13 protein-coding genes are annotated in these 17,173 nt (G+C 49.1%); 12 read left to right on the top strand and 1 reads right to left on the bottom strand.

What is annotated here, in order from left to right:
• Positions 1 to 3: 3 nt before the first annotated feature.
• The 9 genes from BTA35_RS02385 (at position 4) to acpS (ending at position 8,686) form a co-directional block, all read left to right on the top strand.
• Positions 4 to 468, top strand: coding sequence for a SoxR reducing system RseC family protein (locus BTA35_RS02385; RefSeq protein ID WP_077242815.1), 465 nt, complete (start codon positions 4 to 6; stop codon positions 466 to 468).
• A gap of 183 nt (positions 469 to 651) precedes the next feature.
• A complete protein-coding gene (locus BTA35_RS02380; RefSeq protein WP_077242814.1) occupies positions 652 to 2,037 on the top strand; it encodes a DegQ family serine endoprotease in 1,386 nt (461 codons plus the stop codon).
• Positions 2,038 to 2,334: 297 nt separating this feature from the next.
• On the top strand, positions 2,335 to 4,134 hold the full coding sequence (lepA, locus tag BTA35_RS02375; protein ID WP_077242813.1) for a translation elongation factor 4: 1,800 nt from the start codon (positions 2,335 to 2,337) through the stop codon (positions 4,132 to 4,134).
• Positions 4,135 to 4,136: 2 nt separating this feature from the next.
• Positions 4,137 to 4,952: a signal peptidase I gene (gene lepB, locus BTA35_RS02370; RefSeq protein ID WP_077242812.1), complete on the top strand. Its 816-nt coding sequence runs from the start codon at positions 4,137 to 4,139 to the stop codon at positions 4,950 to 4,952.
• Positions 4,953 to 4,993: 41 nt separating this feature from the next.
• On the top strand, positions 4,994 to 5,728 hold the full coding sequence (rnc, locus tag BTA35_RS02365) for a ribonuclease III (RefSeq protein WP_077242811.1): 735 nt from the start codon (positions 4,994 to 4,996) through the stop codon (positions 5,726 to 5,728).
• Between the two features lie 8 nt (positions 5,729 to 5,736).
• On the top strand, positions 5,737 to 6,645 hold the full coding sequence (gene era / locus BTA35_RS02360) for a GTPase Era (protein ID WP_077242810.1): 909 nt from the start codon (positions 5,737 to 5,739) through the stop codon (positions 6,643 to 6,645).
• Positions 6,646 to 6,683: 38 nt separating this feature from the next.
• Positions 6,684 to 7,427, top strand: a complete 744-nt coding sequence (gene recO / locus BTA35_RS02355) for a DNA repair protein RecO (protein WP_077242809.1) — start codon at positions 6,684 to 6,686, stop codon at positions 7,425 to 7,427.
• A 115-nt stretch (positions 7,428 to 7,542) separates the two neighbouring features.
• Positions 7,543 to 8,298, top strand: a complete 756-nt coding sequence (gene pdxJ / locus BTA35_RS02350) for a pyridoxine 5'-phosphate synthase (RefSeq protein ID WP_077242808.1) — start codon at positions 7,543 to 7,545, stop codon at positions 8,296 to 8,298.
• A gap of 10 nt (positions 8,299 to 8,308) precedes the next feature.
• Positions 8,309 to 8,686, top strand: coding sequence for a holo-ACP synthase (gene acpS, locus BTA35_RS02345; RefSeq protein ID WP_077242807.1), 378 nt, complete (start codon positions 8,309 to 8,311; stop codon positions 8,684 to 8,686).
• Between the two features lie 47 nt (positions 8,687 to 8,733).
• Here the strand turns inward: acpS and BTA35_RS02340 are convergent, their stop codons facing one another.
• A complete protein-coding gene (locus BTA35_RS02340; RefSeq protein ID WP_077242806.1) occupies positions 8,734 to 11,685 on the bottom strand; it encodes a response regulator in 2,952 nt (983 codons plus the stop codon).
• Between the two features lie 343 nt (positions 11,686 to 12,028).
• Between BTA35_RS02340 and cysM the strand changes: the two genes are divergently transcribed.
• The 3 genes from cysM (at position 12,029) to relA (ending at position 17,136) form a co-directional block, all read left to right on the top strand.
• Positions 12,029 to 12,973 carry a cysteine synthase CysM gene (gene cysM / locus BTA35_RS02335; protein ID WP_238377468.1) on the top strand — a complete coding sequence of 315 codons (945 nt, stop codon included), beginning with the start codon at positions 12,029 to 12,031 and terminating at the stop codon, positions 12,971 to 12,973.
• Between the two features lie 388 nt (positions 12,974 to 13,361).
• Positions 13,362 to 14,711, top strand: coding sequence for a 23S rRNA (uracil(1939)-C(5))-methyltransferase RlmD (gene rlmD, locus BTA35_RS02330; protein WP_160054912.1), 1,350 nt, complete (start codon positions 13,362 to 13,364; stop codon positions 14,709 to 14,711).
• A gap of 142 nt (positions 14,712 to 14,853) precedes the next feature.
• A complete protein-coding gene (gene relA, locus BTA35_RS02325) occupies positions 14,854 to 17,136 on the top strand; it encodes a GTP diphosphokinase (protein WP_077242804.1) in 2,283 nt (760 codons plus the stop codon).
• Positions 17,137 to 17,173 lie beyond the last annotated feature (37 nt).

The following is a 17,173-nucleotide window of genomic DNA, read 5'->3' as shown; positions in this document are numbered from 1 at the left end:
GCCATGCTGGAAGAGCAAGCGATTGTTGTAGATGTTTCAGTTGGAGAGGTTTGGGTTGAAACCTGCCGACAGACAGCTTGTCAGAGTTGTTCTGCTAAAAGTAGTTGCGGTCACTCGTTGCTGAGTAAGATCAGTAGCGGCAAGACCCAAAGGCTACAGGTTAAAACGAACCAAAAGCTTCAGATTGGGGACCAGGTTGTACTTGGTCTGGGAGAGGGAGCGTTTATTCGCGGCTCAGCCCTTGTCTATCTGCTGCCTTTGTTAGCTCTGATGGCTGGTGCTCTGATGGGTGAGCACTTTTTTGGGCAAGACTCTGTTATGAGTTTTGTTCTGTCCGGTGTCGGCCTTCTGTCTGGGTTTGCTTATGTGCGCTGGTACAGCCTGCGGCACAGGCAGGACTCACAATATCAACCTGTGATATTGCGAAAACAGTCTTCTGCTGGCGATATCCCCCTGGTGAATCACTAGATGTGCGCTATCACAACGTTGTTGCCATTAACTTGATTCGCAGTAATCCCCCATATCAATATATCTGATAACTGTGTATGTGGAACGTGACTGTATATGTGGATAGTTAAGGCGCTATAGGTTTTATTCCGGAGCTAGCCGGTATTATCCTCATATTCAGGAACCTCCATTCAGGAGCGTTTGATGAAAAGAATAAACCGAATTGTTGTATTTCTGAGTCTGGCTATGGGCTGCCTGTTATTGGCTGGCAGGGTTTATGCTTATAATTTGCCGGATTTCACTGACCTTGTAGAAGATGCTGCACCGGCAGTCGTGAATATCAGTACTGTAAAAAACAGCTCTGGAAATCATCCGCCAATTGCGGGGATGGATCAGGAAAATCTTCCTGAGATATTCCGTCATTTCTTTGGTCGTCGCGGTACACCTCAGGAGCAGCCTCAGCAGTCCCTGGGCTCAGGTTTTATTATCTCTGATGATGGTTATATTTTAACGAATAACCATGTTGTTGAAGGGGCTGATAAAATTATTGTTCGCCTGTCTGATCGCCGTGAAATGGAAGCAGCGGTAATAGGCCTTGATAAACGGACTGATTTGGCTCTTCTGAAGATTGATGGTAGTTCGCTGCCGGTTGTTGAATTAGGTGACTCAGCGTCGTTGAAGGCCGGTGAGTGGGTGCTTGCTATTGGCTCCCCCTTTGGTTTTGATCATTCCGTAACGGCTGGCATTATCAGTGCTGTTAATCGTTCCTTACCGAATGAGAATTATGTGCCTTTTATTCAGACGGACGTCGCCATTAACCCTGGTAACTCAGGCGGTCCTCTGTTTAATCTGGATGGTGAGGTTGTTGGTATCAACTCTCAGATTTATACCCGCTCCGGTGGCTTTATGGGGCTTTCTTTTGCAATCCCGATCGATGTGGCAATGAATGTTGCCGATCAACTGAAAGAGAAGGGGCGTGTTGCCCGGGGTTGGTTGGGCGTTGTCATTCAGGAGGTCAATCGTGATCTGGCAGAGTCATTCGGGCTGAGAAAGCCTATGGGGGCGTTGGTTGTTCAGGTTGCATCGGATGGTCCTGCTGGTAAAGGTGGTATCCAGGAGGGGGATATTATCCTTGAGTTTGAAGGGCAGGAGATTCATCGCTCCGGTGAGCTGCCTCCCTTAGTCGGTCAGGTGCGCCCCGGTGATAAAGCTCAGGTTCTGGTGTTGCGCTCCGGTTCACGCAAAATGCTGAATATTGAGATTGAAGAGTTACCGGATCAGCGTGGAGCACGCCGAACTCAGCAGGAGCAGCCCGCCGACCGTATCGGATTGAAAGTTGCTGAATTGACGTCAGAGCAGAAGCAGCGCTGGAATGTTGAACAGGGTGTTGTCATTGTGGCTATTGAGGCCGGAAGTGCTGCTCGTTCAGGTTTACGCGAAGGGGATGTGATCACCATGGTTGGCAGTCGCCAGATCAACAGTGTGGATGACTACCGTAAGGCTATCGGGCTACTGAAAAAAGACCAGTCCGTTCCGGTTAGAGTTGTACGCCAGGGTGAGCCTGCCTTTGTTCCACTGAAAATTGAGTGACCGCCGAAGACAATAAAGCGGAGCCTCTGCTCCTGTAATTGCCTCCTGCTGTATGGGCGATGATATATCGCTGATATGGCAGGAGGGGATCTTTATTAAATCTGGCGAAGCCCTGGGTAATGGGCATGGCGTCTGCATAGGGAATCATGTAGACTCTTGGGCTAATTTTTTCTGGGGCTTTTTTGCATTATTCGGGTTTGGGCTGTTCATGTCTTGGGCCGATCCGTAGCCCTGACAGATATATATAGATACATTCATATTCGTCAGTAGATGACCTTTCTTTGGTGAAAATATACTGTGAGTCGCTTAAGTCACATCCGTAACTTCTCTATTATCGCCCATATTGATCATGGTAAATCCACTTTGGCTGACCGCTTTATTCAGAACTGTGAAGGTCTGAGTGAGCGGGAGATGGCTGCTCAGGTTCTGGACTCCATGGATATTGAGCGTGAGCGCGGTATTACTATTAAGGCGCAGAGTGTAACCCTCAATTACAGCGCCAAAGATGGTAATACCTACCAGTTGAACTTTATTGATACACCCGGGCATGTGGATTTCTCCTATGAGGTTTCCCGTTCTCTTGCTGCCTGCGAAGGTGCTCTGCTGGTTGTTGACGCAGCGCAGGGTGTTGAGGCTCAGTCTGTAGCAAACTGCTACACTGCCATTGAACAGGAACTGGAAGTGGTTCCTGTGCTGAATAAAATGGATCTGCCTCAGGCTGAACCCGACCGTGTCGCTCAGGAGATCGAAGATATTATCGGAATTGACGCCACTGAGGCTGTACGCTGCAGTGCTAAATCCGGTCTGGGTATTGATGATGTACTGGAAGATCTGGTTGCCCGTATCCCTGCCCCTGAAGGTGACCCGGATGGTGATTTGCAGGCTTTGATCATAGACTCCTGGTTTGATAATTATCTGGGGGTTGTCTCCCTGATCCGTGTTATGGAAGGTACGGTTCGTAAAGGCGATAAAATTATTCTCAAGTCTACCGGTAAGGCTTGGGGAGTTGACGCTGTCGGCATCTTTACGCCGAAGCGTACGCCTACCGGTATTCTGAAAGCAGGTGAAGTAGGTTACTTAGTTGCCGGTATTAAAGATATCCATGGTGCCCCTGTAGGTGACACGATCACGTCCGCTAAAACTCCGGATGTGCCTATGCTGCCGGGCTTCCAAAAAGTTAAACCTCAGGTTTATGCAGGTCTTTTCCCCGTAAGCTCAGATGATTACGAAGATTTCCGGGATGCGTTGGAAAAATTGACCCTCAATGATGCCTCCCTGTTCTTTGAACCGGAAAACAGTGAAGCCCTTGGCTTTGGTTTCCGCTGCGGCTTCCTGGGTATGCTGCATATGGAAATTATCCAGGAGCGTCTGGAACGTGAATATGATCTTGATCTGATCACGACGGCTCCGACAGTAATTTTCGAAGTAATGTTGAAAAATGGCGATGTCATCAGTGTTGATAGTCCATCGAAGCTACCTGATCCTGCAGGTATCGAAGAGATGCGTGAGCCGATTGCCCGGGTTAATATTCTGGTGCCGCAGGATATGCTGGGCGGTGTTATTTCTCTTTGTGTTGAGAAACGCGGTGTTCAGATTGATATGCAGTTTATGGGTAAGCAGGTTCAGCTGGTTTATGATATCCCGCTGAATGAAGTTGTGCTGGACTTCTTTGATCGGCTTAAATCTGTGAGTCGCGGGTTTGCTTCTCTTGATTATAGCTTTGATCGTTTCCAGGCAGCGGATCTTGCCCGTTTGGATATTTTGATTAACGGCGATAAAGTTGATGCTCTGGCCTGTATTGTGCATAAAGAGCATATTCGTAGCCGGGGCATGGCTCTGACCGAAAAAATGAAAGAGATTATCCCGCGTCAGATGTTTGATGTGGCGATTCAGGCTGCGATGGGAAATCAGGTTGTTGCCCGTCAGACCGTAAAAGCATTACGTAAGAATGTAACCGCCAAATGTTATGGTGGCGATGTTAGTCGTAAGAAAAAGCTGCTGCAGAAGCAGAAAGAAGGTAAAAAACGGATGAAACAGGTCGGGCGTGTGGAGATTCCACAGGATGCCTTCCTTGCGGTTCTTAAAGTGGATAATTAAATATGGATTTTGATTTTGCATTAGTGCTGGTCATAGCGGTTGCCGTAACGGGTGTCGGTTATGTTGCCGATGCCCTCTTCTTTGCTAAGAAGCGCCAACGTGCTGTCAGCGCTTTTCTGAATCAGCCTCAACGCTCTGCCATGGATGTTGAGGTGATTAACCAGTTGGAAAAAGAGCCCTTATGGGTTGAATACTCACGCTCCTTTTTCCCTGTGTTGTTTCTGGTTCTGATCGTTCGGTCTTTCGTGGTCGAACCCTTTCAGATTCCCAGTGGCTCAATGTTGCCAACACTTAAAATTGGTGACTTTATTCTGGTAAACAAATTCTCCTATGGCTTGCGTCTGCCTGTGAGCAATAATCTTGTTGTGGAGATTGATGATCCGGAGCGTGGCGATGTGATGGTGTTCCGCTATCCTAAAGACGATAAGGTTAATTACATCAAGCGAGTGATTGGTCTGCCGGGTGATCGTTTACGTTACGAGAATAAAGTTCTTTATATCAATGGCGAGCCTGCTGCTCAGACGTTCGTAGCGGCATTACCCGCTGGCAACCCGAACCGGAAGCTTCTGCGTGAATCATTGAGTGATGTTGAACACGAAATTTACAACAGCTTACAGCCTGGTCAAAACATGCGAGAGGTGGTTGTACCGGAGGGTCACTATTTTGTTATGGGTGACAACCGGGATCACAGTAATGACAGCCGTTACTGGGGTTTTGTGCCTGAGAGCCATATTGTCGGCAAGGCCTTTGCGGTCTGGATGCATTGGGAAGGCTGGTCAAGTCTGCCCAGCTTCTCCAGTGTTCGGGTAATACAGTAATAATTTAACGACCGGCCAACTGGGCCGGTTTGCCTTTTCTGATGACGGAAAAAAACGAGTTAGAGTTGAAAGCAAATCTGAATGAACTCAGTAAAAAACTGGGCTATACCTTTACCGATATTAACCAGCTGAAGCTGGCGCTTACTCACCGTAGTTTTGGTGGTAGTAATAATGAGCGTCTGGAGTTTCTGGGTGATTCTATCGTCAATTTTGTCATCGCCGAAGCGTTGTATCATCGTTTTACCGAAGCCCGTGAAGGGCAGTTGAGCCGACTACGGGCTCGACTGGTTAAAGGTCTGACACTGGCAGAAGTTGCCCGTGAGTTTGACCTGGGTGACTACCTGCAGCTGGGCTCGGGAGAGCTGAAAAGCGGTGGTTACCGGCGGGATTCGATTCTGGCCGACGCGATGGAGGCTGTCATAGGTGCGATTTATATTGATGCCGGAATGGATACGGTTCGCGAACGTATTCTGGACTGGTACAAAGAGCGCCTGATGAAGCTGAATCTTAATGATACCCAGAAAGACCCCAAAACACTGCTTCAGGAATTCCTGCAGTCCCGTCAACAGAATCTGCCTAAATATGAAGTGATTTCCGTTGAGGGTGAAGCCCATGATCAGACTTTTACTGTTGAGTGTCATGTGGTTCTTTTGCAAGAGAAGACGATAGGAATTGGCAGCAGTCGCCGTAATGCAGAGCAGCAGGCAGCAAAAAATGCCCTCACAGAGCTTGAATCCAAAAAGCAGTCTGCAAAATTATCGGATAGCAAGAAGTGAGTGCGCCTATGAGTGATCAGACCAGTCATTGCGGCTTTGTGGCCATTGTTGGCCGCCCGAATGTGGGCAAGTCTACCCTGATGAATCATATATTAGGCCAGAAGCTAAGCATCACTTCCCGTCGCCCTCAGACTACCCGTCATCAGGTTGTCGGTATTAAAACCGAAGATGATGTGCAGGTGGTCTATGTGGATACACCCGGGATGCATAAGCTTGAAAAGGATCGTAACAAAGCGATCAATCGCTACATGAATCAGGCGGCAAGCAGTGCTCTGAAGGATGTTGATCTTGTCATCTTCATTATTGACCGCATGCGCTGGACAGAGGAAGACGAAGTTGTTCTTCAGAAGCTTGAAGGCCTGAAATGTCCTGTGGTTTTGGCGATTAACAAAATGGATCGCCTGGAAGACAAAGAAGCACTTCTGCCTTATCTCGAAGAAGTCGCGCAAAAGTATGCATTTGATGCCATTATTCCGATTTCAGCTCAGCACGGCCACAACCTGTCGCAATTAGAGACTCTGGTACGAGGCTATATGCCGGAGTCCTTTCATTACTACCCGGAAGACCAGGTGACCGATCGTTCTGAGCGGTTTCTTGCTTCAGAGTTGGTGCGAGAGAAAATTATGCGCCAGTTGGGGGATGAGCTGCCTTATCAGGCTACTGTTGAGATTGAAGAGTTCAGTGAAGATGATGGCATGCTCTTTATCGGGGCGCTTATTCTGGTAGAGCGCTCTGGTCAGAAGCGTATCATTATCGGCGAGAAAGGCACCCGCATTAAACAGATTGGTCAGGAAGCCCGCATAGATATGGAGCGTGCTTTTGGTGCTAAAGTCATGCTAAACCTTTGGGTTAAGGTGAAAGGTGGTTGGTCCGATGATGAGCGTGCTCTGAAGAGTTTGGGCTACACCGACCTTTGATCTGAGATCTCTGACGCCCAGTTTGATGGAGCACACCTGTGATCACCAGTGTTCACTGCCAGCCAGCGTATGTTCTTCATAGCCGCCCTTACAAGGAGACCAGTGCCCTGGTCTCTTTACTGACTCTGGATTATGGTCGTATAGACGGCGTTGCCCGGGGGGTTCGGCAGAAAAAAAGCCGTAATCGCGCCCTGTTGCAGCCATTACAGCCTCTGCAGCTTTCATGGCGGGGGAGTAGCAGTCTTAAGACTCTTTTTGACATTGAACCCTGTGGCCAGCTTCCTTTACTCGGAGGGAGAGCTCTGAGCTGCGTTTTGTATGCGAATGAATTGCTAAATCGCTTGTTGCTACCACAGGAAGCTGTGCCCGAGACTTTCCGGGAATATGCTCTGATGATTGCCCAGTTACAGCAGCCCGGTCAGCTGGAACCTTCTCTGAGAAGCTTTGAGTGGCAATTGCTGGAAACACTTGGTTATCCTCTGGTTTTTTCTGATGACCAGGGCGGGCAGCTTAAACCGGACCAACAGTATATTTATCATTGGCAGTCAGGCTTTCATCCTGTGGATCAGGGTGGCTTTGCCGGTGATGTTTTACAGGCCTTAAGTGAGCAAAACTGGTCGTCAGCAGATGCTCTGAAGGTCGCCAAAAAACTCAGTCGAATTGCGCTTCAGCCCCTTATTGGTGATAAACCGCTGCTTTCCCGCCAACTTTTTCAGCCCAGCATTGCGAATCAAAACCCGATACAACCGCATTTGCCTGCTCTTTTGGATTCGGGGCAGTAGTGAATCAATCTTTAGTTTTTTTCGTAGATATATAAAGTGGTGTGGCAGCCTTGTTAGGCTAACCCAGTCTTAATTGTTTCATAGCCTGCATATAAGGCTAAATTTAGGAGTCATCATGTCTATAGGTGTTTCAGTGTCCGTTCCGCGTTTGCAACTGGGTGTTAATATCGATCACATTGCGACTCTGCGTCAGGCTCGTGGTACCCGCTATCCCGATCCGGTTCAGGCGGCTATTTTGTCTGAAGAGGCGGGTGCTGACGGCATTACTCTTCACTTGCGGGAAGATCGTCGCCATATACAGGAGCGGGATGTTCGCCTGATTAAAGATGTGATGCAGACCCGTATGAATCTTGAGATGGCCGTAACGGAGGAGATGATCGCTTTTGCTGAGGAGATATGCCCCGAGCATATCTGCCTTGTACCTGAAAAGCGTGAAGAGCTGACCACTGAAGGTGGTCTGGATGTGGTCGGTCAGTTTGACCGTGTGGCGGATGCCTGTAAACGTTTGGCTGCTGCGGGTTGCGAAGTGTCCTTGTTTATTGACGCTGACCCGGCTCAGATTGAAGCAGCTGCAACGATTGCCCCTGTGATAGAGCTCCATACAGGCCGTTATGCTGATGCAGAAAATGCACTGGAGCAGGCGGCGGAGCTGGATGTTATTAAACAAGGGGTTAAGTTGGGTTTGAAACAAGGGCTGATTGTCAATGCCGGCCATGGCCTGCACTACCATAATGTGGAGCCGATTGCCGGTATTCCGGGTATCTATGAGTTGAATATTGGCCATGCGATTATCGCACGAGCCATGTTTGTGGGTCTGAAGGAAGCGGTTACTGAAATGAAGCGCATTATGCTGGCGGCTCAGCCTAAGTAGAGTTGCAGGTATGATTTTGGGAATCGGCACAGACCTGGCTGTGATAGCGCGAATTGAAAGTGCCATCAACCGGCATGGGGAGCGTTTTGCAAAACGTATTCTGACGAAGCCGGAGTTGGAACGGTATGGCAAACATCCTCAGCCAGCAGCTTATCTGGCCAAGCGCTTTGCTGCTAAAGAAGCAACGGCAAAGGCTCTGGGAACAGGCATCGGCCCGATCAGTTGGCAGGATATGCAGGTAGACAGGGCGGAATCGGGCGCTCCCGTTATGCTGCTATCCGGTGCGGCGGCGGAGTGCATTGCCGCTCACCAGGAGGTCGTCTGTCACCTTTCGATCACAGATGATGGCGGCTTAGCTCAGGCTTTTGTTGTTTTGGAGTCCCGCTAGACAGAGCGGGACTGCTCCCTGCAAGTCATTGATAGCCCGGCAGTGTATTAATGGCTTTGCTGTAGTATTTCCTGCTCTTTTTGCCATGATTCTAACTTGTTCAGCTCTTTATACAGGGTTCTCAGTGTTTCCTGGGCTGCGGGCATCTGGCGTATTTTAAGCTGTGTTTCCAGGGTTTCTGTGGTTAAAGCCAGGCGTGGGACGCCACAGTAACGGGTTGCCCCATGCAGGTGATGAACAGCATTGATCATCTCTTCTATATCTTCACCGTGAAAAGCCTTGTCGAGATGTTCACGGGTGGCAGGAATATCCTGTAGTAGCATTCTGAGCATCTCCTCTGCCAGAGATGCCTTCCCCCCTGCCAGGCGAGTGCCCATTTCCATATCCACCACGCTTTCCATACTGTCTTCGAGCTGTTGCTGGTTTTCAGGTAGTGGTGGCTCTGCATCAGGAGGCATAACGCTTGGGCTGAAGCCTGTCCAGTGCTTGATCAGGCCTGCCAGTTTCTCCTCGTCAATGGGTTTGGTCAGAAGGTCATTAAGCCCTGCCGCCATGAAATTTTCTTTTTCCTCCGGCAGTGCGTGAGCCGTCAGGGCGATAATTCCCAAGTCTTCATAGTAAGGGGAAAGGTTGCGGATTCTGCGGGTTGCTTCCATACCGTCCATATCCGGCATCTGGATATCCATCAGAATCAGGTCCGGACGCTTTCTCAATACTTCCTCAATCGCTTTCTTGCCACTTTTAGCCTGTACGACATTCAGGCCGAACTCACTGAGGAGCGTTGATGCCAGTAACAGGTTGGAGTCATTGTCATCTACGACAAGAATTGTGGGCGAAGAGGTCATGTTACCTTGCAGGTTAAAGTCACCCTGGCGGCTATAGCTTTGTACATTGTCCTGGGTACTCTCCTGATGCGGGGAGACTCCAGACTCGCCGGGTTTGTATGTTATGAGACCACTTTCCGGGATAGGGTTTATCTGTTTCGCGGCAGATACCTGTTGTGCTGGCTGGTGATGAATAAGAACTGCCTCAATGGCAGTCTTCAGCTCTTCCTGGCTAATCGGTTTCGTTTCAACATGGCTGACCCCGGCACTCATATAACGGGTGATAAGGTCGGCATCATTACTGCCTAAAAGTACTAATACGGGAACCCTCTCTGCCAGTTTATGTGTCAGGGCGAGGGTTGCTCTGTTGGTTGCCTCCTGATGATTTAAGGCTAAAACAGCAAGCTGGCAGCCCGGCTGTTGCACATTAATACCGTTTACACTGTTGTGACTGGTAACCTGTAGCCCGAATTGACTTAACTGATGACTCAGGGCGTTCTGATTCAGAGGATGGCTTTCCACCAGGATTGTATTCAGACTATCAAAGCAGGCCTCTGGTTCAAGGTCATAAACCTCTCCCTGGACCTGAGTGCGTATTGTGAACCAGAAAGTGGCTCCCTTATCCAGGTCGCTTTCCAGGCCAATCTCTCCCCCCATCAACTCTACCAGACGTTTACAGATCACCAGCCCCAGGCCTGTTCCTCCGTGTAGGCGGTTCTGACTGGAATCTGCCTGAGTGAAAGGGGTAAAGAGAGTGGATTGTTTCTCCTTCGCTATACCGATGCCGTTATCACTGATTTTAAAGCAAATTAATAGCTCATTATTCGCTTCCAGCTCGGTCATAACACGGATAACAACATCACCCTTATCGGTGAACTTCACAGCATTCCCTAGTAGGTTGGTGAGCACCTGTTTGATACGTAAGGGGTCGCTGATCAGCGTTGCCGGAACATCGTCATAAACCAGTGCGACCATTTCGAGTTGTTTTCGCTGTACTTCTGGGGCGAGCAGAGAGATGGTTTCGTCAACGACTTCACGGGGATTAAAGGGAATTGATTTAATTTCCATCTTCTGTGCTTCGATTTTTGAGAAGTCCAGAATATCGTTGATGATTGAAAGCAGGCTCTCTGATGCATTTCGGATACTGTTCAGGTGGGCGCTTTGGTGAGGCGTCAGTGGGGTGCGGCGCAAGAGGTTGTAGAAGCCAACAATGCCATTCATTGGGGTGCGGATCTCATGACTCATGTTGGCGAGAAACTCAGATTTAATCCGGTTAGCCTCTTCCGCACGCTTACGGGCGAGGTCTAGCTCAATACTTTGAGTTTCCATGGTGGTCATGGTTTCTTCAAGCTCTGCTGCAGCCTGTTCAATATTATCGTTCAGCTCCTGACGTTTCAGTTTGATGCTATAAGTTAGCTGATTGATATCATCTGCCAGTCGATGGAATTCAGGGCCGCCAATGTGCCGGGCTTCAACAGTATAATTACCGGAGCGTAACTGCTTCAGTACACTCTGGGCCTCCTGAATGGGTTCCTGGAAATGGCGGCTTATCCGCAGCGCTATAAATAGGGTTGCAATCAGTAGAATCAGTACGACAGCCCAATTGAGTATGACATCGTAGATGATATTAAGGCGGATTTGGCTTAGGTGAACTTCCAGCTCCAGCCACCCTGCAATAGCATTTGTTTTGATCTCCATATGAATAAACTGGGGCGCGACAAGGTTATTACTGTCATTGTCAGGCTGTGTATCCATGATGTGGTTTTTGGCCGGTAAGGGAGAAAAAAGAGGCTGAATAATACGTAACGTACTCTCCGAATACCGAACCATAGATTCAGGCTGCAGTCTTTGTTCCGGGTTGCTGACCGGGTACATACTGGGGCCACCATGGAAAATGTTTTCCCGGTCTTTATTATGGATGGATACCGCTCGTATCTCAGGTTCCTGGCTTAGCCGGTCCATGATGCGGCGTACCTGCTCTCGATCATTTCGTTCCAGAGCATAAGCTAAGGGAGTACTTAACTGACGGCTTAAAGCACCTGCTTTTTCCATCAGATTTTTTTCCACTAAGGCGTAGTAGTTAACAAACAGGTGGGTGCTTAAAACCAGCGCTGTGATAATTGCCGGAAAGGTCGCAATAAAGAGTATTTTGTTACGCAGAGGCCAGTTTTTCATCAGTAATCCAGATTTATCTTTACTGCAATGGCAGTCACACCAGAAAAAAACACTTGTATCATAATACCCTTACAGGTGCAGTTATAAGCAAATAGCAAAGCATTATTTTGAAAAATACGGAATCTGCCCCATATAGTTTCTTCCAGACAACCGGAGAAAATGTGCCGGATATTGGTGTAGCGGTTTTCAAAAAGTAAGAGCGCAGATATAAAAACGTAATTGAAATATCTGCTTTTATTGGGCCGTTCCGGAATGTTTAGCGGTTCATATCCTGCTAAATTAACAAGATAATTCCCGGCTTCTGAATTATGTGTCCGGATAAAGCGAAAATCAGAGAGAGTCTATGTCTTCCGAAAAAATGTCCCCGGACCAGGTTACTGAACATCAGGTGCAATTTAACAACTTTCCGACCATCGAAGCCTTTGTGGGGCAAACGCCACTGGTGCGTTTGCAGCGCCTGATACGGGATAATGGGTCTGTGGTGCTGGCCAAGCTGGAAGGCAATAATCCTGCAGGGTCGGTAAAGGATCGTCCAGCACTCAGTATGATCAATCTGGCGGAGGCTCGTGGTGATATCAAACCCGGCGATACACTGATTGAGGCCACCAGTGGCAATACAGGTATTGCTCTTGCTATGGCGGCAGCGATCAAGGGGTATAACATGGTGCTGATCATGCCGGATAATATGAGTGCCGAGCGCAAAGCATCAATGGCAGCATATGGTGCGCAGTTGATTACGGTCAGTAAAGAAGAAGGAATGGAGGCTGCCCGGGATCTTGCATTGAACATGCAGAGCGAAGGTAAAGGCATTGTGTTGAACCAGTTTGGTAATATGGATAATCCGGAAGCTCACTACCGGGGGACCGGCCCTGAAATCTGGCAGCAAACCTTTGGTAAAGTGACTCATTTTGTCAGTGCGATGGGAACCACAGGGACGATTATGGGAACATCCCGCTACCTGAAAGAGCAGAACCCGGATATTCAGATTGTGGGACTCCAGCCCAGTGAGGGTGCCAGTATCCCTGGTATTCGCCGTTGGCCTGCTGAGTATTTGCCAGCCATCTTTGAAGAGGAGCGGGTCGATCAGGTCATCGATATTGATCAGGATCTGGCGGAGCGTACGATGAAGGCCCTGGCCAGAGAGGAAGGTATTTTTGCTGGCGTCTCCTCAGGAGGAGCCATTGCAGGTGCGATCCGCATTGCTGACCAGAACCCTGGTTCTGTTGTTGTGGCGATTATCTGTGACCGTGGTGACCGGTATCTTTCGACGGGGGTTTTTAACAGCTGATTTATCAGCCCGGGAGCGGTCAGGCGTTGTGACCGCTCTTCATCTGGTCTGGCTGCCAGCCTTTAAACCCGATGACTGTTGTTCCTAACACCTCTTTCATTGCAGCCATTGTTTATCTGTTATGATTACCACTGTTCTTCCTCTTTTTTATCAGGGTTCTGCGATTTTCGTCGCAATTTGAGTGTGATTAAGCCCTCTGGCTGGACAAGCGCAGATTAGGCGTTATCATCTGCGGCCATTATGCAGTGCTGTTGCTTTATCCAGCATTTGCAGTTCGTTACTCTACTTCCCGTTGTTATCCTGCCGGATATACAGGTCAGGCTATCTTAACGCACCGGCATCTGAAGGCGTGTTTTGTGCGGATATTGTCGATAAGAAAGGGGGCTATGTGCCTGAGCTAGTGTCTGAACTCCCCATTGAACGCCTGAGCCATGATGGCCGGGGTATCGCTCGCCACAAAGGAAAAACCGTCTTTGTTGAAGGCGCTCTGGCCGGTGAGGTCGTCAGTATTCATATTACTAAAACACACCGACGGTTTGATGAAGCTGTTTGTGAAGTAGTGCACAGTCAGTCCCCAGACCGTGTCACCCCCTCTTGTGAGTATTATCAGCAATGCGGAGGTTGTGGTTTACAGCACCTCACCCTTGAACGTCAGCGTGAGGTTAAACAGAGTGCCCTGGTGGATCAACTTGAGCGCTTCGGTAAGCTGACCGATATTCCAGTACAGGCTATGCTGGCTGATGCTCCCTGGGGTTATCGTCGTAAAGCCCGGCTGGGGGTGAAGTGGAGCCGACAGGAGGAGCTGATCATCGGCTTTCGTGAGAAAGGCTCTTCTCATCTGGTTTCAATTCAGCACTGTGCCGTACTACATCCTGAACTGTCCGCTATAATCCCTTCTTTATATCAACTGATTCCGGAGCTGGAATCGCGCCGAACAATCGGGCACCTTGAGCTGGCACACAGTGACGAAGGGTGTGCTTTAGTGGTGCGTCATCTGAAAGCGCTTTCCCATAAAGATCAGATGCTCTGGCTTAATTGGGCTGAAGAGCACTCGATTCAACTTTATTGGCAGAAGGACCAGGCTGATAGCCTGGTTAAAGCCTGCCTTGAGAAAGGTAAGCCGGTCATGCTGAGTGGCGATGACCTGCCAGTGCTTAGCTATCGCCATAATGATGTCACACTTACATTCCAACCTAACGACTTTATTCAGGTTAACCCTGCTATTAACCAGCAGATGGTGAATCAGGCTTTGGAATGGCTGCAGCTGAAAGAAAGCGATGTGGTGCTGGATCTGTTTGCAGGGTTCGGCAACTTCAGTTTGCCATTGGCCAAAAAGGTGGCTTCTGTAACGGGGGTTGAAGGTGCTGCAAACCTTGTTCGCCAGGCTCGTGTTAATGCGAAACTAAATGGCATAGAAAATGCTTTTTTTGAAGCGGCTGACCTGAGTCAGGCATTCAAAGGGCTTTCATGGGCAAAGACCCGTTATAATGTTGTCCTGCTGGACCCACCCAGAACAGGGGCGCAGACGATCTGTGAACAGATGAAGTCTCTGGGTGCTAAAAAGGTGCTTTATGTTTCCTGCAATCCGTCCACATTGGCGCGGGATAGTGCCATTCTGGCGGAGCAGGGCTTCAGGCTGGTTAAGGCGGGTATTATGGATATGTTTCCTCAGACTGCTCATGTTGAGTCTATGGCTCTTTTTGAGCGTAGCGGTAAGAAAAAGAAAAAACAGGCGTAGCAAACGGATTATTTAGCAGAATACCGATGGTCGATTGGACGGGCTTATCGGTCTGTTTACCTCAATATAATAAAAAGGGTGCAGCTGGGCGTATGCCAGGGTGAGTACCTGATAATAAGAAACCGAATTTACAGGCGAAGACATGGTAAAAGTACGCGAAGATCAACCGTTAAACCCTGATGGCACGGTTAACATCCCTAACTGGCTGCAGCGTCTGCAGGAAGATGTCACGCTCAACTCTCCGGAGCGGGTCCGGTTAGCCTGTGAAATGGCCCGTGATGCCCAGCGCAATGCCCGTAAAGAAGACAACTACTGGATTGCAAAGGGGTCCCGTTGTTACCGTACCGGCCTTGAGATGGCTGATATTCTCGGTGAGCTGCAGATGGATGAAGACTCCCTGATCGCTGCTATTCTCTATCGGGCGGTTCGTGAGGGGCATATTACGATTGGCCAGGTTGAAGAGGCATTTGGTGAAACGGTTGCCAAGTTGATCAACGGCGTTACAGAAATGGCGGCGATCAGCCATATTCAGCTGCCGGCAGAAGGTATTGTCTTCGGTCAGGAGAATAAAAGTCAGCTGGAAAATCTGCGTAAGATGCTGGTTGCGATGATAGACGATGTCCGCGTAGCCTTAATTAAGCTTGCAGAGCGTACCTGCGCTATTCGTGATGTAAAAAATGCTCCCCGCGATAAGCGCTTGCGGGTTGCCCGTGAGGTGTTTGAAATCTATGCACCCCTGGCGCACCGTTTAGGTATTGGTTATATCAAGTGGGAGCTGGAAGACCTTTCGTTCCGCTATCTGGAAGAGGAGCAGTACAAGAGCATCGCCCGCTTGTTATCTGAGAAGCGCCTGGATCGTACGGACTATATTGAAAAGGTGATTGCGCACCTGAAAGAGAAGCTTGAAGGGGAAGGCATTCGTGGCGCAGAGGTAAATGGGCGAGCGAAGCACATTTACAGTATCTGGCGCAAAATGAAGCGTAAAAATATCGATTTCTCAGAAGTGTACGACGTTCGCGCAGTACGGATTCTGGTGCCGGATGTTAAAGATTGCTATACCGCCCTGGGGATTATTCATGGCCTGTGGCACCACATTCCCCATGAATTTGATGACTATATCGCAACGCCTAAAGAAAATGGTTACCGCTCTTTGCATACTGCAGTGGTTGGGCCTGAAGGGAAGGTGCTCGAGGTTCAGATTCGTACCCTCGATATGCATGAGGAAGCCGAGCTGGGAGTCTGTGCGCACTGGCTTTACAAGGGAACCGATACCAAGAAAACCAGCGACAGCTACGAAGAGAAGATTGCCTGGTTGCGTCAGGTTCTTGAATGGCATGAAGAGGTCGGGGATGCCAATGGTTTACGTGAAGAGCTGCGTAATGATGTTGCTCCGGATCGAATTTATATCTTTACCCCGGATGGCCATGTATTAGACCTGCCCCATGATGCAACGCCAGTAGATTTCGCTTACCGGGTACATACCGAAGTAGGCCATCGTTGTCGTGGTGCAAAGGTGAATGGCCGCATTGTACCTTTGACCTATCATTTGAAAACCGGTGATCAGGTTGAAATTCTGACCTCAGAGAACACCCGGCCCAGCCGGGATTGGCTGAACCCTGCTTTGGGCTATGCGTTAACATCCCGTACCCGGGCTAAGATTCAGAGCTGGTTCAAGCTTCAGGACCGGGATCAGAATATTGCGGAGGGCCGTCAACTGCTGGAGAAAGAGTTTAAGCAGTTGGGGCTTAGCGGCTTGGATCTGCCAAAGTTAGCTCAGGCGGTTAATTATCATACTGAAGATGATATGTACGCAGCGCTGGGTGCCGGTGACTTGCGCACCGGTCAGGTATTGAGTGTTGCTCAGAATTTATTTGGTGAGACGGATGATGAAGAGCAGTTGGAAAAATTCCTGCTGCATCGGCGTTATCCTGGTGGTCAGGCATCAGGTGGCAGCGCCCCTGATGACATCACGATTCATGGTGTTGGTAATTTGATGACCCAGGTTGCCAAGTGTTGTCATCCGGTTCCGGGAGATGACATTGTCGGCTACATTACCGTTGGGCGCGGGGTCTCTATTCATCGCCAGGACTGCGCAAATGCTTTGCAGTTGAAAGCTGAAGATCCGCATCGAATGATTAATGTAGAGTGGGGAGAGCGCACCCGGCATATGTACTCTGTTGATGTGCGTATTCGGGCCTGGGATCGTTCCGGTCTGCTGCGGGACATTATGTCAGTACTGGCAAACGATAAAGTGAATGTGCTGTCAGTGAATACGCTTACGGATAAAAAAGAGAATCAGGCTAATATTTTAGTGACACTGGAAGTCGATGGTATTCAGGTATTGGGACGTATTTTGAATCGTATCGAGCAGTTACCGAATATTCTTGATGTCCAGCGTTTCCAGGAAAAGAAAAAGTCAGTCTGATCTGTGCCGCAGATCTATGCTGATTGCTGAAAATGCC

Source organism: Oceanospirillum linum (assembly GCF_001995095.2).
GTDB classification, from domain to species: Bacteria; Pseudomonadota; Gammaproteobacteria; order Pseudomonadales; family Halomonadaceae; genus Oceanospirillum; species Oceanospirillum linum.
Note: the sequence above shows the minus strand (reverse complement) of the source record. Positions and strands in the feature narration are given on the sequence as shown.